Genomic DNA, 21,776 nt, shown 5'->3' with positions numbered 1-21,776 from the left:
CGTCGCTGCTCAGGCCGAAGTCACGCGCCAGCCAGTGCTGGAAATGCGGCACATCTCGAAGACGTTCGGGCCAGTCCGCGCCTTGCAGGACGTGTCGCTGACCGTCCATGCCGGCGAAGTCCATGCGCTGATGGGTGAAAACGGTGCCGGCAAGTCGACTTTGATGAAGGTGCTGTCCGGCGCCTATCGGCCTGATGCCGGCGGCGAGATACTGATTGACGGCGTGCCGGTCGCCACCGGCGACCCGATCAAGGCGCGGGCTCACGGCATTGCGGTTATCTATCAGGAACTGTCGCTGGCGCCCAACCTGACGGTCGCGCAGAACATCTTCCTCGGCAATGAGCCGAGGCGTTTCGGCATCGTCGACCGCGACCAATGCTACCGGCGCAGCAATGAGATCATCAAGCGTCTCGGCGTGTCCTTCTCCGCACGGGCCCAGGTTTCCAGCCTATCGCTCGGCGAGCGTCAGCTGGTCGAAATCGCCCGCGCGCTTTCGACCAGCGCGCGCATCATCGTCATGGACGAGCCAACCACCTCGCTGACCTCGCGCGAGACCGACCGTCTCTTCGAGGTCATCGCGACGCTGAAGTCGCAAGGCATCGCCATCATCTACATCAGCCACCGCATGGAAGAGGTCTACCAGTTGGCCGACCGTGTCAGCGTGCTGCGCGACAGCGGCTATGTCGGCACACTCGAGCGCGCCGAGCTGAACGCCTCGCGCCTCGTCTCGATGATGGTTGGCCGCGACCTGTCCGCTTTTTACAGGAAGGATCATCGCCCGCCGGACAACAAGCGCGCGGTCGCCTTGTCGGTGCGCGGCATGGCGGACGGCAATCTCCTGAAGAACTGCTCCTTCGAACTGTATAAGGGCGAGGTGCTGGCTTTGGCTGGCCTTGTCGGCTCGGGCCGCACCGAACTCGCGCGACTGATCTTCGGTGCCGACAGACGCATCGCCGGCACGCTGGAACTCGACGGCAAGCCCGTAACCATCGGCTCGCCAAGCGAGGCACTGAATGCCGGCATCGCCTATCTCACCGAGGACCGCAAGGAGCTCGGCCTGTTCCTCGACATGTCGATATCCGACAACATCAGCATGGGCGTGCTGGCCAGGGATGCGCGGCCCGGCGGCTTGCGGGATTTCAAAGCCGCCGAGAGACGTGCTGCCACGGCCGTTTCGGATCTCTCCATCCGCACCAGGTCGGTACAGGCCAATGCCGGTTCGCTGTCGGGCGGCAACCAGCAGAAAGTGTTGCTTGCCCGCCTGCTCGAGACCGAGCCGCAAGTGGTCATCCTGGATGAACCGACGCGCGGCGTCGATGTCGGAGCGAAGTCGGAAATCTACCGGCTGATCGACAATCTCGCCAAAAAGGGCATCGCCATCCTGATGATCTCCAGCGAACTGCCGGAGGTGATCGGCGTCGCCGACCGCGTGCTGGTAATGCGCGACGGCACGATCGCCGGCGAGGTGACGGCGTCCAAAGACCAGCCGCTGCGCCAGGAAGCAATCATGGAACTTGCAACGGGAGCGGCCAAGGGATGACCGACAAGGCGACCGAGATCAGTGGCCAAGCTGTCGGCAGGAGCCGGCGGTTGCGCACCGCCTTCGCCGCCCTTGGCATGCTGCCGATCCTGATCCTGCTGGCGGTCGGCTTTCAGTTGATGAACGCGCGCTTCTTCACCCAGACCAATTTGCTGATCGTCATGCAGCAATCGTCGATCAACATTGTGCTGGCAGCGGGCATGACCTTCGTCATCCTGACCGGCGGGATCGACCTGTCCGTTGGCTCGATACTTGCCGCCTCGGCGATGGTGGCGGTGATGGTGTCGCTGGTGCCTGATTGGGGACTGCTGGGCGTGCCGGCGGCCATTCTCGTCGGCCTCGGCTTCGGCGTCATCAACGGGCTGCTGATCGCCTACATCAGACTGCCGCCCTTCATCGTCACGCTGGGGTCGCTGACCGCTGTGCGCGGCGTCGCCCGCCTGCTCGGCCAGGACACCACGGTGTTCAACTCGGACCTGCCGTTCGACTTCATCGGCAACGGTACGCTGTTCGGCATTCCCTGGCTGGTCATCATCGCCTTGTCGGTCGTGGTGCTGTCCTGGCTGGTGCTCAAGCGCACCGTGCTCGGCACCTGGATCTATGCCGTCGGCGGCAATGCCGAAGCGGCGCGGCTGACCGGCATCAAGGTGCCGCTGGTGCTGCTCTTTGTCTATGGCGTTTCCGGCCTGCTGGCCGGCCTTGGCGGCGCCATGTCAGCGGCCCGGCTTTATGCGGCCAACGGGCTGCAACTCGGCCAGTCCTATGAGTTGGATGCCATCGCCGCGGTCATTCTCGGCGGCACCAGCTTCGTCGGCGGCGTCGGCTCGATCTGGGGCACGCTGATCGGCGGCCTGATCATAGCGGTGCTCTCCAATGGGCTTATCTTGGCCGGTGTCTCGGACATCTGGCAGTACATCATCAAGGGATTGGTCATCATCGTGGCAGTCGCCCTCGACCGCTACAGGCTCCAGGCAGGAGCGAGAACGTGATTGACCTTGGTCGCCGGCGTAAACGACCGGTTTGTGTAACGCACCGTGAGAGGCGCGGGGCAATTGGAGGAAAGCAATGAAGACCATCGCTAAACTGCTCTGCGGCGTCGCACTCGCGGCTGCCGCCATCGCGCCCGCATCGGCCAAGGACCTCAACAAGGTCGGCATCTCGGTCGGCCTGCTCGGCAACCCCTTCTTCGTCGCCACCATCAAGGGCATCGAGGACGCGGCCAAGAAGATCAACCCGAAGGTCGAGGTGACGTCAGTGTCGGCCGACTACGACCTCAATAAGCAGGTCTCTCAGGTCGATTCCTTCATCGCCGCCGGCGTCGACGTCATCATGCTCAATGCGGTCGATGCCAAGGCGATCGGCCCGGCGGTGAAGAAGGCGCAAGCAGCGGGCATCGTCGTTGCCGCCTTCGACGTTTCGGCGCCAGGCGCCGACGTCACCGTCATGACCAACAACGTCAAGGCCGGCGAAGAGGCCTGCCAGTATCTGGTCGACCACACCGGCGGCAAGGGCGACTACGTCATCCTCAACGGCCCGGCGTCGTCGTCGATCCTGGAGCGGGTCAAGGGCTGCAAGGACGTCCTTGCAAAACACCCCGACATCAAGATCCTCTCCGACGACCAGAATGCCGAAGGCTCGCGCGACGGCGGCCTGAAGGTCTTTCAGTCGCTGCTGACCCGCTTCGACAAGATCGATGCGGTGTTTGCCATCAACGATCCGACGGCGATCGGCGCCCAGCTTGCGGCCAAGCAGCTCAATCGCTCGGAGTTCATCTTCACCGCAGTGGATGGCGCTCCCGATATCGAGAAGGAACTCGCTTCCGGCACCTCGATGATCAAGGCCTCGGCTTCGCAGGATCCCTACGTGATGGCTGGCCAGTCGCTGACGATGGCGGCTGAGCTGCTTGCCGGCAAGAAGCCGGCGGAGCCGACCGTGCTGCTCGACCCGAAGCTGATCACGGCCGAGAACCTGAGAGACTACAAGGGCTGGACCGCAGCCCGCTAAGCCTCCCAAGGCCGATGCGGCCGGGGCAACCCGGCCGCATCTCAATTCAGAAACGGGAGACGATCATGTCGCGCATCGGTATTCATTCCTTCGTCTGGTCGGCGAGTTCGGCGCAAGGCGACCTCGAACGGACGCTGGCCAACACCAAGGAGGCCGGTTTCGACCTGATCGAGTTCTCCTATCTTGACCCCGCCAATGTCGACGTTGGCGGGTTGGCCAGGCGCATCGCCGACCTCAAGCTCGGCGTCGCGATCAGCATCGGCCTGCCGGCCGACGGCGACATTTCGAGTGCCGACAAGGCGGTTGCCGCGCGCGGCGTCGAGATCCTCAACGAGACGATCGCGCTCACCCGCGATCTCGGCGGCCAGAAAATTGGCGGCATCCTCAGTACCAGCCACGGCTTGCAGACGCAGGCGCCGACGCGCGATCAGTGGAACCGCAGCGCGGGGACACTTGCGAAGGTTGCGGAGACGGCCAAGTCCGCCGGCGTCACGCTCAATCTGGAGATCGTCAATCGCTTCGAAAGCAATCTGCTCAACACCGCTTCACAAGGCCTGGCCTTCATCGCGGACACCGGCTCCGACAACATCTTCCTGCATCTCGATACCTTCCACATGAACATCGAGGAGGCCGATGTCGGACTGGCTATCCGCCATGCTGCTGACAAGATCGGTTATGTCCATATCGGCGAGAGCCATCGCGGTTTCCTCGGCACCGGCAATATCGACTTTGCCGCCATCTTCGATGCGCTGACCGCAATCGGCTATAGGGACGACCTCAGCTTTGAATCCTTCTCGTCGAAGATCGTCGACGAGAACCTGTCACGGAAGACCGCGATCTGGCGCAATCTGTGGGCCGACAATATTGAACTGGCCCGGCATGCGCGCGCCTTCATCGCAATCGGGTTGGAGACGGCGCAGCGCAAGGCAGAGCTTGTCGCATCGAGACATCGTCCTTAGCAGCAGCGCGCTGCCAAAGCGCCAATGTTGTCGTTCATCCGGCCCGCGCCTTACGTGCAAGGAATCGACGTCGGAGGCGCTGAGTGTGGCGGAGGCAGTCGAGCGGGGTGACGCTGACGAGAGGTTTCTGATTTTGGCCACGAAACGCAATAAAATCAACATTTTCATACGCCCTCCGGGGCCATCCAATCTCCATACTGGACGGGGATGACGTTTGACACAGCGCGGCGGAAAGAAGCAGGATAGCTGATAGAGTCGACATCGCATAATGATGTCACTATATAGCGGCGGCTTCGACCCCGTAGCTGTGGCGGTGTACCACGAAGCAGCAGAAAATGTGTTACGCGTTGTGATCCCTATTGTGATACAAATCGGCCGTCGACAGCAGGAAAAGATCGTAAGAACAACAGCATAGAGCCGAAGCCGATCCCGGCCAACGTACCACTCTATCAAACAATCAGAACGTGCTCATTGAACCCTTCCCTTCATTCGGCTCTTCGGACCTCCGACAAGATCAACTTGCCGGGCGAAGCCGACTCGGTTCGAATGGCAGCATGCATCCTTTACCGGGTGCGGACGTTTACGGTTACCAACCGGCATAGCCGCCAGGGAAAAGCAGTATGAGTGAACATGCGATCGAGTTCTTGCGCGGATGGATCGGTGAAAAGGTCCACTGCCAGCACTCGCCGGTAAAGATCGAGAAGCAGGCCGAGACCCTCGCCAAGGAGTGCGCGGCCAAGGCCGCTGAGGTCGGCATTCCGCTGGAAGATATCCAGGAAGAAGTCGGCGACATCCAGGAACTGATCGCATCGCGGCTCGAAGAGGCGGCCGAGGCCGACCAGAGCAACGCGGCCAAGCCGTGACGCAACAGGCCTGGCGCCGCCAGGCCTTGTCCTCTATCCAAATCGATCTTTCAGCCAAGCCTTCGGCAGCGCCGGCACGAAATTGCCGTCGCGTCCGCTCATATCCTCATTGGCGACCATTGCATTGAGGATCGCCTCCTCTACGCCTTGCGCCACCGCATCGAAGAACGGATCGATATCGACGTCCGGGATGTAAGCGACGTTTGCGGTTCGTCCCGATGGTGCAAGTGCTGCTTGCGGATTGGCGGTGGTGAAGGCCAGAAAAATGTCGCCCGAACTGTGGTAGCCGAAGCCGCCTGTCATGGCGATGCCGAGCGGCACGCGCTTTGCCAGCCGCTTCATCTGGTGCGGCAGAAATGGCGCATCGGTGGCGACGATGGCGATGATCGAGCCCTTTTCGGCACGCGGCGTGCCTTCGCGCATCGCCGGCTCTACCAGATCAGGCCCGACGCGGGCGCCGCGCAGTGTGAAATTGCGCCGCTTGCCGAAATTCGCCTGCACGAATACGCCGACCGTATGCCTGATGCCCTGCCACTCGATGATGCGCGATGCCGTGCCCGAGCCGGCCTTGAAGCCAAAGGCAATCATGCCGGTGCCGCCGCCGACACTGCCTTCCTCGATCGCTCCACCGGCGGCACCGTCGAGCGCGGCTTCGACATCTTCGAAGCCGACGTGATGACCGTTGATGTCGTTGAGGAAACCATCATAGGTCTCCGCCGCAACCGGCAGGCCCCAGCCGCTGTCGAGCGCCGCCGGCAGCACGCGTTGCATCCAGCGCAGCGTGCCGTCGCGGGTAACGCCGCAGGAATGCGTGTTGGTGATCGTGACGGGCAGGTTGAAGGCGCCGACTTCCTCGATAATGTGCGACCCCGTCAACTCGCCATTGCCGTTCTGGCTGAAGACACCGGCAAGCACCGGCGTGGCGAGCTCAGCCAACGGCCGCGGCAGGATGGCGGTGACGCCGGTGCGCACCGGCCCCGTGCCAACCTCGAGCAGACCCTCGCCGGAAATCAGCGTCGCATAGCCGACCGATACGCCGGGCACATCGGTGATGGCGTTGAAGCCGCCCGGCGTGCCCTCGAAGGTAATGCCGAAAGCACGCGCGCGCGGCTTGCCCGCCGGCGTTTGAAGATGCGGGTCATGTCCGGTCATGCGGTCCTCTAAAAAAGCGAGCCCTGATTGCCCGGCTCTTTCGGTTTGCTGGCCGTCGGCTTTGCGGCGGGTTTGCTGGCGGGCGGCGTGGCCGCTGGTTTGGCAACGGCCTGCACCCGCTCGGCGTCGCCGGTCGCGACTGCATTTACGATGCCGTCGGCGAACTCCAGCTGCAGGCCAGCGCCCGGCGCCACATCAACTGCCAGTTTGATCACCGCGCCGCCGGCATCCTTGACCAGCGCGAAGCCGCGGGCCAGCACAGCCTTGTGCGACAGCGTTGCCATCAGCCTCTCGGATTGGACGATGCGGCCGCGCAGTCGCTCCAGCCTGAGCAGTACCGCTTGCGTGCCTCGTCTCGTCAAAGCTGTCAGAAGATCCCTCTGCACGGTTTGCCGCCGTGCCGTTGGCTCGATCGTAATGCGGCCTTGCAGCAAAGCCAGTTGCTGCCTGTGCCGTTGCAGGGATGCTTTCGCACATTTTGGCAACTGATCCGCCGCACGATTCAACTCCGCGCGCCGGGCTCTCGCCAATGCGCGCAGCGCCCCCTGGGCGCGCAAAAGGTTGCGGTCGTTGGTGCGTCGCGCCTCGGCAATCCGCCGCGACAGCGTTGCCGGAGTGAGCTTCACGGCGAAGAACCGAGCTTGCTTTCTTTCGGTGGAGACCATCAGCCCCCGGCTAAGCCGGCTGGCCGCCTCGTCCAGCCGCCGTCGCGGCAGCGCCAGCAACTGGTCGGGCGAGGGCAGCGCGCGGGCGGCCGCACGCGAGGCCTGCCGCTTGCGTTCGAAATTGCGCAAGGTGGCTGCTTTGAGCCGTGCGCCAAGACTGGCTAGTGTCGCTTCGAGATCCGCTTTCACCGGCACCGCGATCTCCGCCGCACCTGTCGGCGTCGGTGCGCGCATGTCGGCGACGAGGTCGATCAAGGTCCAGTCGGTCTCGTGCCCGACGGCCGAAATCACCGGAATGCGCGAGGCGGCGACGGCGCGCGCCAGCCCTTCATCGTTGAACCCCCAGAGGTCCTCGAGGCTGCCGCCGCCGCGCGCCACGATCAGAAGGTCGGGCTGGGCAATCGCGCCATCCCAGGCCAGCGCGTTGAAGCCGTTGACGGCGGCCGTCACTTCCGCCCCCGCCGTCTCGCCCTGGACTCTTACCGGCCAGACCAGCACATGCAGCGGAAAGCGGTCCTTGATGCGATGGATGATGTCACGGATCACCGATCCGGTCGGCGAGGTGACGACGCCGATGGTGCGCGGCATGAACGGCAGCCGCCGCTTGCGGCCGGCATCGAAAAGTCCTTCGGCCTGCAGTCGCCGCTTGCGCTCTTCCAAAAGCGCCATCAGCGCCCCGGCGCCGGCGGGTTCTAGATTGTCGATGACGATCTGGTAGTTGGATTTGCCGGGATAGGTGGTGAGTTTGCCGGTGGCGATCACCTCCATCCCCTCTTCGGGACGGAATTTCAGCCGGCTCATCGTGCCTTTCCAGACCACGGCATCGAGCCGCGCGCGGTCGTCCTTCAGGGTGAAATAGGCATGGCCGGAAGAGTGCGGCCCGCGATAGCCGGAAATTTCGCCGCGCACCCGCACATGGCCGAAGACATCCTCGACCGTGCGCTTCAGCGCGCCGGAAATCTCGCTCACCGTGTATTCGGTGGCATTGGTTCGTGATTCGGATTCTGCGTCGCTCATCGGCCGATTGAGCGGCTGTTGTCGCTCCGCGTCAAGATTCCATAACTTGATCTTAAGCCTGGCCTGATTGACTCTGGGCCAAGGAGGACGCATGAGCGCCCGCAAACAACGCAGCCCGTTGACGTTCCAGGTCACCCTGACGGTGCTGACGCTTGCCGTTTTTGCACTGGCCATCGTTGTCGGCTTCGGCCTTTACGCCACCATGCAGGCCGACCGGGTCTCGCTCGAGCGGCAGAAGGTTTTCCTGGCCAACGGCCTGCAGGACCAGGTCGCCGCGGTAAAGCGCGAGCAGGAAAGCGTCGCCGTCTGGGATGATTCCGTTATCAACGCCAAGGCCGGCAACCAGACCTGGATGGCAGAGAATCTCAGCGTCTGGATGTCCTCGTATTACGGCCACAACCGGGTCTATGTGCTGGACGACGCCAACCGGCCGGTCCACGCCATGCGCGAAGGGAAGGTCGTGTCGCCTGCCGTCTTTGGCGAGGACGAACCCGCTTTGCGGCCGACCATCGCCAGGTTGCGCCAGATGATGAGCAAGGACGCAAGCCAGGCCGGCGCAAAATTCGTTGCCGACGATCTGGTCTCGCTTGACGGTCAGCCTGCCATACTCAGCGTCATGCCTCTGGTGCCGAGTTCGGATCGCGTCACCCAGGCATCCGGCAGCGAATATCTGCATGTCTCCATAGAGTTCATCAACGACGCGGTGATCGGCAAGATCGCGCAGAAATATCTGCTGGCGGGGGCGCATCTCCTGCCGATGGCTCAGCCGCTTGGCTCGGCTGCCATTCCGCTTATCGACAAACAGGGTGTCATCCTCGGCTATATTGCCTGGGACCAGGAACGGCCCGGCCTGACGCTGGTGGGCAAGGCCAGCCCGGCCCTGGCTCTGGCCGCGCTGGTTGCGGCGAGCGTGCTCGCCTTTCTGCTCCGGCGTCTGCGCCGTGCGTCATCGGCGCTGCAGACCAGCCAGGCCCAGGCGCAATATCTCGCCTTTCACGACACGCTCACCGGCCTGCCCAACCGGGCACTGTTCGAGGACAGGCTGCGGCGTGCCTTGCTTACCTCCGGCAATGAAAGCAAGGTCGCGCTGCTTTATCTCGATCTAGATCGCTTCAAGCATGTCAACGACACGCTTGGTCACCCGGCAGGCGACGAACTCGTGCGCCAGACGGCGGCCAGGCTTCAGCATACGGTTCGCGACGTCGACACGGTGGCAAGACTGGGTGGCGACGAATTCGCGGTGATCCTGATCGATGTCCGCGACGTAAGGAACGCAGAGGATATTTCCGAGAGGGTGCTGCAGAAACTGCAGGAGCCGTTCAAACTGATGGACGATCAGGTCTTTATCAGCGCCAGCATCGGCATAGCCTTGTCGACAGGCCCTGATGCCGATGCAGACGATCTGCTGCGCAAGGCCGACATCGCGCTCTACGAAGCCAAGAAGAACGGCCGTGGCCGCTACCAGGTCTTCGCCGGCGACATGGACGACCTTTTGCTGCGCAAGCGCAAGGTCGAGAGCGAGCTGCGCAGCGCGCTAAATGGCGGCACCGGTATCAAGCTCGCCTACCAGCCGGTCTTTGCCAGCGATGGCAAGACCATTGTCGGCGCCGAGGCGCTGATCCGCTGGGCGCATGAGGTCCATGGCGCACTGCCGGCGGCGCAGTTCATCGCCATCGCCGAGGAACGCGGCATGATCGGGCAGCTCGGCGCATGGGCCCTGCTGGAAGCCTGCCGCTTCGCCGTGAAGACCAAACTGCCGTGGCTCGCCGTCAATGTCTCGCCGCTGCAATTGCGCGACGCCGGCTTTGCCGAAGAGGTTGCCTCGATCCTCGCCGAAACGGGACTGGCGCCGAAGCGCCTGCAGCTCGAGATCACCGAAAACGTTCTCCTGGAAAACAACGACACCACCAGAGCGGCTCTGGCAGCCTTGCGCCAGTCGGGCGTCGGCATTGTGCTCGACGATTTCGGCACCGGCTATTCGTCGCTGAGCTATCTGCGCCGCCATGCCATCGACAAGCTCAAGATCGACCGCTCCTTCGTGCGGCTTCTCGACGGCGACGGCAATTCGGGCGCCATCGTCAAGGCGCTGATCGATCTCGCCGGCGCGCTCAAGGTCGAGGTCACCGCCGAGGGCGTAGAGACCGAGGTGCAAAAGGCGCTGCTGGTCGCCATGGGCTGCCAGCAGCTGCAGGGCTACCTCTTGTCGCCGCCGCTGGAGCCGGCGCAATTGGTGGCGCTGCCCGGCCTGTCGTCGGCCAACGCAACGACGGAGGCGGCAGCGTCGGCCTGATCGTTCCTACCAGCCAGGCAGGATCTGGTTCGGCTTGCTCCGCTTCATCTTGGCGAAGGCGAGCGAGGCGAAATCGAAGCTTCCCGTTTCTTCGCCGAGCGGCACGGAAATATTGTCGAGGCTTTCCGAGATGTGCCGGGCCAGCGCGTCGACGATTTCGGGCCGCGAGGTCTGGCCGCGCATGATGCCGATGCGGCAGTCGGGCAGCGCGCCAAAACCGTCGGCTTCGCCCAGCACTCGCATGCCGGGCCGCAGCGCGCATTCCGGCAGCACCGAGATCGCCAGCCCCGACAGCACCGCGGCGGTGATGACGGTCGCCGAGAAGCTGGTGAAGAGGATGCGATAGTCGCGGCTTTGCCGGTCGAGCACATCGACGGCGGCGCGCCGCCAGATGCAGTTCGGCCGGCCGAAGGCCATCGGCAGCACTTCCTGTTCGTGCGTGGCATGGTTGGCCGAGGTCACCCATAGCAGCGGCTCGCGCCGCACCACTTCCGACTGGCCGCGCGTATCATTGTGCGTCACCAGCGCAAGATCGAGATTGCCGCGCTTGATATGCTCGACCAAGCCTGGTGTCGGCTCGCAGATGACAGTCAGTTCGACGCGCGGATTTGACCGTGTGAAGCGTGCCATGATTTCGGGCAGGAACCGGTCGGCATAGTCGTCGGGGGTGCCGATACGGATGGTGCCTTCGAGCCGCTGATCATCGAAGGCGGCCAGCGTTTCGCGGTTGAGATAGAGCAGGCGGCGCGCGTAGGAGAGCAGCTTGTCGCCTTCCTCGGTCAGCCTGTTGGTGCGGCCGTCCTTTTCGAACAGCGGCTTGCCGATCCGCTCTTCCAGCCGGCGCATCTGCATCGACACCGCCGATTGCGTGCGCAGCACTTCCTCGGCCGCACGGGTGAAGCTGCCGGTATCGGCAATCGAGATGAAGGTCTGCAACTGGTCGAGATCGAGTGGCGCTTTCATCGGTCCAATCCATCACTAGCGTTGATGCTAAAGATTAGAAACATTCGTTGGATTAATCAATCGGTGCGTGGCAAATTCACATTGTCCACATGAAGGCATGTGAATCGAGACCGGAACGGCCGCTGTCCCCAGCGCCGATCGCCTGGTCTTGTCCAGTTCGAGTCTGAAGGAGACCGACATGACCACGTTTGATTTCGCCACAGAGACCTCGCGCATCACCTCGCGTCCGGCCGTTGCGACGCGCGTGGCCAACACTCTTCTCAATGCCTACCAGGCCTGGAAAAATCGCCGGGCCTTCTATCGCCTCGGCGAGATGTCGGACGCGGAACTCGCCGATATCGGCCTGATGCGCGCGGATCTCCATGTCGCCATCGATGTGCCGTTCGGCGCCGATCCGACCGTGAAGCTGCGTGCGATTGCGAGCGATCGTGCCGATACGATCGAAGATCTCGCCCGCCAGATAGCGTGATATCGGGCGCATTGTTTCGGTTGCCGTGAACCTTTCTCAGGCTCGCTGCGACCAACGAGTATAGCAGGCTCCCCACTCCCTGCCGGTTCCCCGCCGGCCAGCCTGCACACTGGCCCGGTCCTCCTCCAGGACCGGGCTTTTCTTTTAAAGATCCGTCGTCATCGTGCGGTCTGCGCCGCGTCGCTTCGTTCCTTGCTCCGAAGCCGCGAAGGTCAGCGCCCAACTACCGCCAACTACCGCCGGTCCATGTCCCGCTTGAACTGGTCGAAGATCGTTTCCACGCCCTTCTGATAGTCGTCGCGCTGCTGGGCGCCGGTCTCGAACATCTTGCCGAAAATATCGTCGAACGGATTGCGTGGCCTGCCGCTCGGATTGGCCTGCGGTTGCGGCGCCTGGCGCTCCTGCGGTGCCTGTCGCGGCTGGGGTGCTTGCGGCGCCGGCTGCCCACCGGGCAGGCCGAAGCCGCCACCACCGCCTTGCCGCATCATCTCTTCAAAAATCTTGCCCAGCGGGTTATCGCCGTAAGGGCTCTGCGTCTGTTGCGGCTGTGTTGGCTGCTGCGGCCGGCCCTGCGGTTGCTGTGCCGCGCCACCGCCGAACATATCCTGCAGCACCTTGCCCAGCGGATTGTCGCCATAGGGGTTGGGCGCCTGTTGCGGCTGGCTTTGCGGCTGTTGGGCGCCGCCGCCGAACATGTCCTGCAGCACTTTGCCCAGCGGGTTCTCACCGTAAGGATTGGGTGCTGGCTGCGGCGCAGGCTGTGCCCCGCCGCCCGCCTGCCGCATCATCTGTTCGATGATCTCGCCGAGCGGATTGCTGCCGCCGCCGAAGCCACCGGCGGCCTGCATCTGACCCCCGGTCAACTGGTTTGTCGTCTGCTTGAACAATCCGCCCATCACCATCGAAGCGATGGCCGGCAGCATCTGCTGCAGGATCTGCTGGCTGACGCCGGTCGCCTGCGCGGCCTGGCTGGCCACCGCGCGCGACAGCTCCTTCGAGCCGAACAGATGACCCAGAATGCCATTGCCCTCATTGACGCCTTGCGGTGAGAAAGCCCTGGTCGCGTCCTCGAAATATTTGGCGTGCTGGCCGCTCGCCATCGCCGTCATGAAGGCGCCGAGCCCATAGGGATCGGCGGTGTTGCGTTGCAGCCCTTGCGAGAAGGCCGGCAGCAGGGCGGCGACAGCCGCCTGCGTCTGCTGCATGGAAAGCCCGTACTGCTGGGCAAGCGCCTGCATGCCGTTGCCGTTCTGCGCCTGCGCCAATATGTCGAACAAGGTACGCATCGGTTTCTCCTCCCGGAAATCCTCGAGGGAGAACCTAGTTCGTTTCGATGTTCGATTGAAGCGGCTTTTGCCGCTGCTCAAGGCGCGACGCTAATACGCATATTCCATGAACACCGGCTCGATCGAGCCGCCCCAGCGCGTGTGGTAGGCCGACAGCATTTCCTCGGCACTGGTGGTACCGCGCGCCACGACTTCGTCCAGCGTGTTGAGGAACGAGGTCTCGTCATAGCCGTCGCGGTTCTTCCTGCCGCGATTTTTCAGCCCAAGGCGCGAAATGGTCATTACATCGCGGCCGATCTCACGCAGCGTCGTGTTGCGGAACGGCGCGGAAATGCCTTGTTCCGGCACCGCATTGCGCATCGCCAGCGTTTCTTCATAGGTCCAGCTCGAAGTCAGCGCCTCGGCGGCGTCGAGCGCGGCCTCGTCATAGAGCAGCCCGACCCAGAAGGCCGGCAGCGCGCAGATGCGGCGCCACGGCCCGCCATCGGCGCCGCGCATTTCGAGGAAGCGCTTCAGCCTGACGTCAGGGAACAGGGTCGACAGATGGTTCGCCCAGTCGCCCATGGTGGGCAGTCCGTCCGGTACTTCATTGCGGGCAACGCCGGCCATGAACTGGCGGAAGGTGATGTGCGTCATGTCGTGATAGTGGCCGTCGCGGATGACGAAATACATCGGCACGTCGAGCGCCCATTCGACATAGTCGGCAAAGCCGAACTCGGGCGAGAAGCAGAATTCGAGCAGGCCCGAGCGTTGGTTGTCGGTGTCGCGCCAGATGTCGCCGCGCCAGCTCTGCAGCCCGTTCGGCCGGCTGTCGGTGAAGGGCGAGTTGGCAAACAGCGCCGTCGACAGTGGCTGCAGCTTCAGCGACACCTGCATCTTGCGGCGCATGTCGGCTTCGCTTTCGAAGTCGAGGTTCACCTGGATGGTGCAGGTGCGATACATCATGTCGAGACCCTTGGTGCCGACCTTGGGCATGTAGCGGGTCATGATTTCGTAGCGCGATTTCGGCATTTTCGGCGTCTCGGCCAGCGACCATTTCGGGCTGCCGCCGAGGCCGAGAAAGCGGATGCCCATCGGCTCGGCGATCTCGCGTACCTGCGCCAGATGCGCATTGCCCTCCCGGCAGGTCTGGTGGATCGTTTCCAGCGGCGCGCCCGACAGCTCGAACTGGCCGCCAGGCTCCAGCGAGATCGCGCCCTGTCCGGTCGGCTCGACCAGGCCGATGATGCGGCCGTCATCGATGATCGGGTCCCAGCCGAGCTTTTGCTGCATGCCTTCGAGGATGGCGCGGATGCCGCGCTCGCCGCCATAAGGCACCGGCGCGTTGCCGTCGACATAGAAGGGGAACTTCTCGTGCTCGGTCCCGATGCGCCACTTGTCGCGCGGCTTGTTGCCTTCGGCCAGATGCTCGACCAGTTCGTCGATGCCTTCGATTGGCCGGAAATCGGTTGTGTCGCGCGCCATGGGGCCCCCTCTGCGGCTCTCGGAGCCCGCCGGCGCTAAATGGACGAAATGTCAGCAGCCGATCAAGCGAAAAATCCTGAGCCACAGGTCAACAGGAATTGATCTTTACGCCTCTTACCAGTCTCCGACCGTCGCCTGCATCACCGCAAGCGCCGCTACAGCTGCTGTGTCAGCGCGCAGGATGCGCGGTCCGAGCGGGATGGCAGTGACGAAGGGGAGCGCCCGCAGCATCTTGCGTTCGTCGTCGGAAAAGCCGCCTTCCGGCCCGACCAGCAGCGCCAGCTTCCTCTCCGGCACCGCCTGCAATGCCGGCAGCGGGTTGTTGGTCGAGGCATCCTCGTCGCAGAAGATAAGCCGGCGTTCCTTGTCCCAGCCGGAGAGCAGGCGCTCGAATTTCTCGGCCTCGCGCACTTCCGGCACCGCCAGTATGCCGCATTGCTCGGCCGCCTCGACGACATTGGCGCGCAGCCGGTCGATGGAGGGTTTTGCCACTTGCGTGTGCTGGGTGATCACCGGCTGCAGGATGCCGGCGCCCATCTCGACCGCCTTCTGCACGAGATAGTCTAGCCGGCCCTGTTTCAGCGGCGCGAAGCAATAGATCAGGTCAGGCAGGGGCGGTTGAGGTCTCTGCGAGGCCAGCACCTTCAGCCGCACCGCCCTTTTCGACCTGGTGGCAATCGCCGCCGACCACTCGCCGTCGCGGCCGTTGAAGACCAGGATCTCGGCGCCTTCGCCGAGCCGCAGCACATGCGTGAGATAATGGCTCTGCTGCTGGCCGGCATCGAATTCGATGCCTGCCGCGAGGTCGTCCGGCACGAACAGCCGCTGCATCTTGTAATTGGCGCGCATCGCCGAGGAATGGGCGAGGCGGTGCCTGGCGTCAAGTCTCGGCGGAACGATGCCACACCGGTTCAAAACCGTGCCGCAGCACCGAAACGGTCGTGGCCGGTGTGAGCAGGCGCAGCGACCGGCCGGCAAGGCTGTCGAAGGCCGCCGCATCGCCATAGCCTGCGAACGACCAGGTCAGCGCGTTGCCGCCGCGCAGCGCATAGGCCGAGCCGCCATCCGCGATCATCGCTCCGTCCGGCAATTCGGCAAGCTCTCCCATGGTGACATCAGGTGGCTTGCCGCCGGAAGCCAGCCGCTCCTTGTGCAGCCGCTTGTCCACCATTGGCGCGCGCGGTTCGTTTACACCGAAGACTTTGCCGAAACGCCCGACAAAATCCGTGGCTCGCTCACGCCGGCAATAGAAACAGGGACGGTGCCCGGCGGCCAGCGCCGTCACCTCGTCGAGGAAGAACAACTCGGTCCAGCCGGCCCTGCCGCCCGGCCTGTTCCTGCCCATCGGCTCGCGCCGCGCATTGCGGAATTGGCAGACGCAGATGATCCAGGCCGGCAAGGCCCAACGCTTTTTCAGCAGCGTCTTGGTCTCAGGATCGTGGATGATGCCGCGATTGCCGGTGAACAGGCCGCGCTCGGATATGGCATGGATGGCGCCGAACGGATCGACCCGGTTCTGCAGTGGCATAGCTCTCTCCCGAATACGCATCTTGGCTGCAATACGGGCGACATGATATCGCTCGTCGCGTCATTTCATGTCAGCAGGGTTTTGCGATGCGGGTGCTGGTGGTCCAGAACTACGACAACACCGGCCTTGGCCAGGTTGGTGCCGCGCTCGCCGAAGCCGGCGCCGATCTCGACCTGCGCCGGCCCTACAAGGGCGATGCGCTGCCGGACGACGCGACCGGACACGATGCCATGGTGATGCTTGGCGGCGGTCAGAATGCGCTGGCCGACGATGACTACCCGTATTTCCCGGCGCTGCTCGAACTGACCCGCGATTTCGCCGCCAAGGATCGCTCGGTTCTCGGTATCTGCCTGGGCAGCCAGTTGGTTGCCCGCACTTTCGGCGGTGAGAACCAGATCGGCGGCGCCTCGGAATTCGGCTGGCACAAGGTATCGCTGACGCCGGATGCCAGAACCGATCCGGTGCTTGGCGCACTTCCCCAGGATTTCCCCATCTTCGAATGGCACGACGACACTTTCGCGCTGCCGTCAAATGCGGTGCGGCTTGCCGGCAGCGAAATTGCCGAGAACCAGGCGTTCCGTATCGGCCGCGCCGTCTACGGCTTCCAGTTCCATTTCGAGGCCGACCGGCCGATGGTGAGGGACTGGAGCACGTCCTTCGCGCCGCTGATTGCCGATCGCCATCCCGACTGGCACGACCGCCTCGACAGCGAAATGGCTCTCAACGGCCCCGAGGCTGATGCCGCGGGCTTGGCCATTGCCCGCGCCTGGGTGGCGACGATCTGAACCCAGCCAACGCGCGGCCGTTGCATAATTGGCACGCGGCGGGGAATCTGCCGGGGACAACTTCTTTCGTCCTTAGTTTGTGGCCGAACGCTATCCTACAAGGCGCGCGCTATGCATCGGCAATGCAACCGCGATGAACCTTCTGTGTGGTCCGCGCGACACACCGCCGATACAGAATCGACCTACAAGCGCGAAATCGTCGAAACTTTGAGACGAATTCTCGGTTTCAACCCATTGGTAACCGCCTCGTGCCCAGATGCAGGAAGCTCAACTAGAGATGACGTCCGTGAAAGCAGCGCTTCTGTCCTTTGTCATGCTGTCTGCCATCGTTTTGTGCGGTCTCGGCATTTATTCCGCCGATGCGGCCAACAACCATCAGGCCGTCGACGGCTACGGCGTCACCGCCGCGCTTCGCTAAAACGCTTTTCCCTGCACAGTCAGGATACGCTTGTCCGCGCCGTCCACGGCGAGCGCGCTGAGCATGCCTGACTGCCAGGCGAGCGTGTCGACATTGACGCGGTTCGGCATCACCTCCGCCTGCGGCACCGGTGTGTGGCCGTGCACGATCACCTTCGGGTAAAGCCCTGGATGGTTGTGGAAGACGTCGCGGATCCAGACCAGATCCTGCGGGCTCTGGCTCGCCAGCGGCACGTCAGGCCTGACGCCGGCATGGCATAAGAAGAAATCACCTGATATCAGTGACAATTGCAGCGACCGTAGGAAGTCGACATGGGCTTGCGGTACAGCATTGACCAGTGCCTGGTGTCCCCGCCGTAACGCCTCGGCCTTGCCGAACCAGCTTGCGTGTCCCGCTAGGTCGACGCCATAGGATTGTGCCGTCTGCACGCCGCCATAACGGATGAACAGCCCTTCCGGGTCAGGCTCGTCGAGAAAGTCGAGGAAGCCGATATCGTGGTTGCCGGCGAGCATCACATGCCGCGGATCGCGTTTCTGTGCCTCGATCAGGAAGTCTATGACGCCCTTGGACTCTGGTCCGCGGTCGACATAGTCGCCGAGGTGGATGACGCGCCAATCGCTGGTCGGCTTGTATTCGAGTTCGCTCTCGATGCGGCGATGCATGGCGGCGAGCAGATCGAGCCGGCCATGCACGTCGCCGATCGCATAGAGGCGCATGCCATCGGGCGCGCGCGCGTCGAGGTAGTGGATGCCGGTCTCGGTCAAGGCGGCTTCGTCTCCGTGATCCAGCGAGGCTAGGGTCTAATCGGTGAACAAGACCCTATCGCCGCAACTGGTCCTTGCCCATCTCGGTCACCAGCCGTTTGCCGCACAGTGCCAGCGTGATGTCCATCTCCTTGCGGATGATGTCCAGCGCCAGGGTCACGCCTTGCTTGCCCATGGCGCCCAACCCGTACAGGAACGGGCGGCCGATATAGGTGCCCTTGGCGCCGAGGCAAAGCGCCTTCAGCACGTCCTGGCCCGAGCGGATGCCGCCGTCCATATGCACCTCGATCCTGTCGCCGACGGCATCGGCGATCTCTTCCAGCGCCATGATTGACGACGATGCGCCGTCGAGCTGGCGCCCGCCATGGTTGGAAACGATGATGGCGTCGGCGCCGGTCTCGACCGCCATCAGCGCGTCCTCCTTGTCGAGAATGCCTTTCAGGATCAGCTTGCCGCCCCAATGTTCCTTGATCCAGGCGACATCCTTCCACGACAGATGCGGGTCGAACTGCTGCGTAGTCCACGATGCCAGCGAAGCGACGTCGCCGACGCCCTTGGCATGGCCGACAATGTTGCGGAAGGTGCGGCGCTTGGTGCCGGCAATGCCCATCAGCCAGCGCGGCCGCGTGGCGATGTTGGCAATGTTGGCCAGCGTCATCTTGGGCGGCGCCGACAGCCCGTTGCGGACATCCTTGTGGCGCTGCCCCAGGATCTGCAGGTCGAGCGTCAACACCAGCGCCGAGCATTTTGCAGCCTTCGCCCTGTCGATCAGGTCGAGCACGAAATCCTTGTCGCGAAGCACGTAGAGCTGGAACCAGAACGGCTTCTTGGTCACCGACGCGACATCCTCGATCGAGCAGATGCTCATCGTCGACAGCGTGAACGGCACGCCGAATTCCTCTGCCGCCTGCGCGGCCAGCATCTCGCCATCGGCATGCTGCATGCCGGTCATTCCAGTTGGGGCAAGCGCCACCGGCATCGCCACTTTCTCGCCGATCATGGTCGATTCCAGCGAGCGGTTGCTCATGTCGACCAGTACGCGCTGACGGAATTTTATCTTCTGGAAGTCCTCTTCGTTGGCGCGGTAGGTGCTTTCGGTCCAGGCGCCGGAATCGGCATAGTCGAAGAACATCTTCGGCACCCGCCGGCGCGCCAGGTCCTTGAGATCGGCAATGGTGAGGATGTCGCTCATGGTGGTTCCTCGTTAGCCAGTCGTCTTGAAGCCGTCGTCGGCGTCGGAGCGCTGCTTAAGCCTGAGCCGCGACACGCGCTGCCAGTCGCCGCTGCGTTCGGCCTCGAGCATCGAGCGCTCGACATAGGAGATATGGTCCATCGCCGCTTGGCGGGCAGCTGAGGGATCGCCGGCCTTCACGGCTTTGTAGATCGCGGCGTGCTGGGCCAGCAGCGCCTCGCGCGCTCCGGGCACGCTGAACACCAGAAGCCGGTTCTGGAACACGCCTTCAGACAGCAGCCGGTAGCAGGAGCGCAGCGTGTGCAAGAGGATGATGTTGTGCGCGCATTCGCACACAGCATGGTGGAACTCGACGTCGATTTCCGCCTCGTCGTCGAAATCGCCGGTGCGGTGCGCCTCGTCCATGCGCGCCATGATGCGGTCGAGCAGCGCAATGTCGTCCGCTGTCGCGCGCCGCGCCGCATATTCGGCCGCCACGCCTTCGATCTCGCGGCGGTATTCCAGATAGTCGGTCACCGCCTTGCGGTGCATCGAGATGAGGTCGGTCACCGGCTTGGTGAACAACTGGCCGATGACGTCGGCGACATGGGTGCCGCCGCCGGCCTTGGTGATCAGCAGCCCGCGCCCTTCCAGCGCCTTCAGCGCATCGCGCAGGATCGGCCGCGACACGTCGAACTGGCGCGCCAGCTCGCGCTCGCCCGGCAGCCGGTCGCCGGTGCGCAGCACGCCTTCAAGGATCAGGCTTTCGATCTGCTGCACCACCTCGTCGGCGGTGCGCGAATGCTCGATCCTGGAGAAAATATCGCTCAACGGGGGCCTGGGAAATTGAACCGGTGTCGCGCAAGATAAAGCCAGCGTCGCCAAGTGGTCAAATTATTTATCCAATTTGCCCAATCGGGTCGGTCTGCGCGTCGCGCCGGCAGGACCTACGATGCTAGACTTTGGTGTTTACGCGCCTCATGGATTGCCTTTAGAGGACGCCATCACACGAAGGGTCGAGAACAGGGGGACCACCGTGTCGGACGAGACGTCCAACCTCGAATTCCAGCCGCGCGCCCAGGGCAGCGTGATGGGCTTTCCCGCGCATGAGGGACGGCCCGGCGCGATCGGCGAGGTCCATGCCCGGCCGCATCCGCTGATCGAGAAGCCGCGCGTGCTTGTGCAACTCGCCTTTATGACCGAGGGCGGCTCCGGCGTCGACATGGCCGTGCTCTCCGAACTTTCGCGGCGCCTCGGCATCGCGGCGCCCGACCGTCATGCCCGCCACCACGCCATGAAGTGGGGCAAGGGCACGCTGCGCTGGGAGCGGCATACGGAATTTTCGACCTATCTGTGGGAAGGGCCGCTGGCCGAAAGCAGCAGGGCGCAGGAGGATTCTCCTTTCGGCAACGGCTTCTCGCCGCCGGGAACGGTGATCTCAGGTATAAGGCTGGAGATCCGCAAATGGACGCCGGCAAGCGAGAAGCTGATTGCGGCCTTCGACCCGACGAGCCTCTGCTATTCGCTGGTCGAGCGCGGCAATGCGGCCATAGTCACCGATTTCCGCCAGGACGGCGACGGCCTGACCCGCATCCTGGTGCTTGATCGCGGCCTGACGCCGGCGCGGACCGGCGCGCTGTCGCAGCGGCTGATCGACGTCGAGACGTATCGCACGCTTGCCATGCTCGGCCTGCCGCTGGCGCTGACGCTGTCGGGCCGCGCCCGCCGCATTGAGGACCGGCTGGCGCAGACCACGCTGGAAATGAAGGTCGCTGAAACCCGCGACAGCCAGACGCTGCTCGCCGACCTGACCGAGCTTGCCGCTGAACTCGAGGCTGATGCCGCCTCCAGCCTCTATCGCTTCGGCGCCAGCCGCGCCTATGACGGCATCGTTGTCGAGCGGCTGGAAGCGCTGGAGGAAGAAGCCGTGCCCGGCTACGACACCTGGGGCGGCTTCCTGCAGCGGCGGGTGGCACCCGCCATGCGCACCTGCCGGTCGGTCGAGGAGCGCCAGGCCAACCTGTCGCGAAAACTGACCCGCGCCACGACGCTGCTGCGCACGTGGGTCGATGTCGAGGTCGAGAAGCAGAACCGCGATCTGCTGGCGTCGATGAACAACCGCGCCCGGCTGCAACTGCGGTTGCAGCAGACGGTCGAGGGCCTGTCGGTGGCAGCAGTGTCCTACTATGTCGTCGGCCTGATCTCCTATCTCGCCAAGGGCGCATCGATCTTCCGCCATGCCTTTGCACCCGAAATCGTCACTGCCGCGGCGGTGCCGGTCGCCATCGTGCTGGTCTGGTGGGGGGTGCGGCGAGTGAGGCGGATGCACTCCGAGCCGGCGAAACATCCGGGGGAGTAGGAGCGCACTTTACCCTCCCCCTTGTGGGGAGGGTCGATCCGCATAGCGGATCGGGGTGGGGGTGCTCGTAAAGAGCTTT

General features: G+C 63.7%; 20 protein-coding genes. 10 read left to right on the top strand and 10 right to left on the bottom strand.

From position 1 onward, the window contains the following. The first annotated feature begins 43 nt into the window (after positions 1-43). From NKH54_RS19280 to NKH54_RS19260, 5 genes are all read left to right on the top strand, one after another. Complete coding sequence (locus NKH54_RS19280; protein ID WP_050588083.1) at positions 44-1,540, top strand: sugar ABC transporter ATP-binding protein; 1,497 nt, start codon at positions 44-46, stop codon at positions 1,538-1,540. Further along, positions 1,537-2,529 (top strand): ABC transporter permease subunit, encoded by a 993-nt coding sequence (locus NKH54_RS19275; RefSeq protein WP_023710139.1) that lies wholly within the window; start codon positions 1,537-1,539, stop codon positions 2,527-2,529. Before NKH54_RS19280 ends, NKH54_RS19275 begins: the two co-directional genes overlap by 4 nt. A 76-nt stretch (positions 2,530-2,605) precedes the next feature. Continuing rightward, complete coding sequence (locus tag NKH54_RS19270) at positions 2,606-3,544, top strand: ABC transporter substrate-binding protein (protein ID WP_353028744.1); 939 nt, start codon at positions 2,606-2,608, stop codon at positions 3,542-3,544. Between the two features lie 65 nt (positions 3,545-3,609). Further along, positions 3,610-4,503 carry a sugar phosphate isomerase/epimerase family protein gene (locus NKH54_RS19265; RefSeq protein WP_353028743.1) on the top strand — a complete coding sequence of 298 codons (894 nt, stop codon included), beginning with the start codon at positions 3,610-3,612 and terminating at the stop codon, positions 4,501-4,503. Between the two features lie 620 nt (positions 4,504-5,123). Further along, positions 5,124-5,366, top strand: coding sequence for a DUF768 domain-containing protein (locus NKH54_RS19260; RefSeq protein ID WP_023670565.1), 243 nt, complete (start codon positions 5,124-5,126; stop codon positions 5,364-5,366). Positions 5,367-5,399: 33 nt separating this feature from the next. On the opposite strand, the gene NKH54_RS19255 is transcribed toward NKH54_RS19260, so the two are convergent. Together NKH54_RS19255 and xseA are read right to left on the bottom strand one after the other, a co-directional pair. Continuing rightward, a complete protein-coding gene (locus tag NKH54_RS19255) occupies positions 5,400-6,518 on the bottom strand; it encodes a DmpA family aminopeptidase (RefSeq protein ID WP_023670564.1) in 1,119 nt (372 codons plus the stop codon). 8 nt (positions 6,519-6,526) lie between these two features. Further along, positions 6,527-8,200, bottom strand: coding sequence for an exodeoxyribonuclease VII large subunit (xseA, locus tag NKH54_RS19250; protein ID WP_023692358.1), 1,674 nt, complete (start codon positions 8,198-8,200; stop codon positions 6,527-6,529). A 91-nt stretch (positions 8,201-8,291) separates the two neighbouring features. Here xseA and NKH54_RS19245 point away from each other — a divergent pair, with 91 nt between their 5' ends. Continuing rightward, a complete protein-coding gene (locus tag NKH54_RS19245) occupies positions 8,292-10,490 on the top strand; it encodes a bifunctional diguanylate cyclase/phosphodiesterase (protein ID WP_353028742.1) in 2,199 nt (732 codons plus the stop codon). Between the two features lie 6 nt (positions 10,491-10,496). Here the strand turns inward: NKH54_RS19245 and NKH54_RS19240 are convergent, their stop codons facing one another. After that, positions 10,497-11,453: a LysR substrate-binding domain-containing protein gene (locus NKH54_RS19240; protein WP_023670561.1), complete on the bottom strand. Its 957-nt coding sequence runs from the start codon at positions 11,451-11,453 to the stop codon at positions 10,497-10,499. Between the two features lie 178 nt (positions 11,454-11,631). On the opposite strand from NKH54_RS19240, the gene NKH54_RS19235 reads away from it, so the two are divergent. Then, positions 11,632-11,922 (top strand): DUF1127 domain-containing protein, encoded by a 291-nt coding sequence (locus NKH54_RS19235; protein WP_353028741.1) that lies wholly within the window; start codon positions 11,632-11,634, stop codon positions 11,920-11,922. Between the two features lie 233 nt (positions 11,923-12,155). Here NKH54_RS19235 and NKH54_RS19230 read toward each other — a convergent pair whose 3' ends face one another. The 4 genes from NKH54_RS19230 to NKH54_RS19215 all read right to left on the bottom strand — a co-directional run bounded on the left by NKH54_RS19230 (position 12,156) and on the right by NKH54_RS19215 (position 16,200). Then, positions 12,156-13,208: a DUF937 domain-containing protein gene (locus NKH54_RS19230; protein ID WP_353028740.1), complete on the bottom strand. Its 1,053-nt coding sequence runs from the start codon at positions 13,206-13,208 to the stop codon at positions 12,156-12,158. Between the two features lie 90 nt (positions 13,209-13,298). Continuing rightward, complete coding sequence (locus NKH54_RS19225; protein WP_023670558.1) at positions 13,299-14,672, bottom strand: glutamate--cysteine ligase; 1,374 nt, start codon at positions 14,670-14,672, stop codon at positions 13,299-13,301. 114 nt (positions 14,673-14,786) lie between these two features. Then, positions 14,787-15,521, bottom strand: a complete 735-nt coding sequence (locus tag NKH54_RS19220) for a 16S rRNA (uracil(1498)-N(3))-methyltransferase (protein WP_023729093.1) — start codon at positions 15,519-15,521, stop codon at positions 14,787-14,789. Between the two features lie 31 nt (positions 15,522-15,552). Beyond that, a complete protein-coding gene (locus NKH54_RS19215; RefSeq protein WP_353028739.1) occupies positions 15,553-16,200 on the bottom strand; it encodes a hypothetical protein in 648 nt (215 codons plus the stop codon). An 86-nt stretch (positions 16,201-16,286) separates the two neighbouring features. Here NKH54_RS19215 and NKH54_RS19210 point away from each other — a divergent pair, with 86 nt between their 5' ends. Both NKH54_RS19210 and NKH54_RS19205 read left to right on the top strand, forming a co-directional pair. Beyond that, a complete protein-coding gene (locus NKH54_RS19210; protein ID WP_023692350.1) occupies positions 16,287-16,985 on the top strand; it encodes a type 1 glutamine amidotransferase in 699 nt (232 codons plus the stop codon). 277 nt (positions 16,986-17,262) lie between these two features. Beyond that, the gene (locus NKH54_RS19205; RefSeq protein ID WP_006206855.1) at positions 17,263-17,403 is read left to right on the top strand and encodes a hypothetical protein; all 141 of its coding nucleotides are present in this window, start codon (positions 17,263-17,265) and stop codon (positions 17,401-17,403) included. Here the strand turns inward: NKH54_RS19205 and NKH54_RS19200 are convergent. From NKH54_RS19200 to NKH54_RS19190, 3 genes are read right to left on the bottom strand one after another with little or no spacing between them, the layout of a single operon-like run. After that, the gene (locus NKH54_RS19200; protein WP_353028738.1) at positions 17,400-18,167 is read right to left on the bottom strand and encodes a metallophosphoesterase family protein; all 768 of its coding nucleotides are present in this window, start codon (positions 18,165-18,167) and stop codon (positions 17,400-17,402) included. The genes NKH54_RS19205 and NKH54_RS19200 overlap by 4 nt on opposite strands. A 55-nt stretch (positions 18,168-18,222) precedes the next feature. Further along, positions 18,223-19,359 carry an alpha-hydroxy acid oxidase gene (locus tag NKH54_RS19195; RefSeq protein ID WP_353028737.1) on the bottom strand — a complete coding sequence of 379 codons (1,137 nt, stop codon included), beginning with the start codon at positions 19,357-19,359 and terminating at the stop codon, positions 18,223-18,225. Between the two features lie 12 nt (positions 19,360-19,371). Beyond that, a complete protein-coding gene (locus NKH54_RS19190; RefSeq protein ID WP_353028736.1) occupies positions 19,372-20,169 on the bottom strand; it encodes an FCD domain-containing protein in 798 nt (265 codons plus the stop codon). Positions 20,170-20,374: 205 nt separating this feature from the next. Here NKH54_RS19190 and NKH54_RS19185 point away from each other — a divergent pair, with 205 nt between their 5' ends. Then, positions 20,375-21,697, top strand: a complete 1,323-nt coding sequence (locus NKH54_RS19185) for a DUF3422 family protein (RefSeq protein ID WP_353028735.1) — start codon at positions 20,375-20,377, stop codon at positions 21,695-21,697. Positions 21,698-21,776: the final 79 nt, after the last annotated feature.

It is taken from the genome of Mesorhizobium sp. M1004, from assembly GCF_040318795.1.
GTDB lineage: Bacteria > Pseudomonadota > Alphaproteobacteria > Rhizobiales > Rhizobiaceae > Mesorhizobium.
This window is presented reverse-complemented; position numbering and strand designations above follow the sequence as displayed.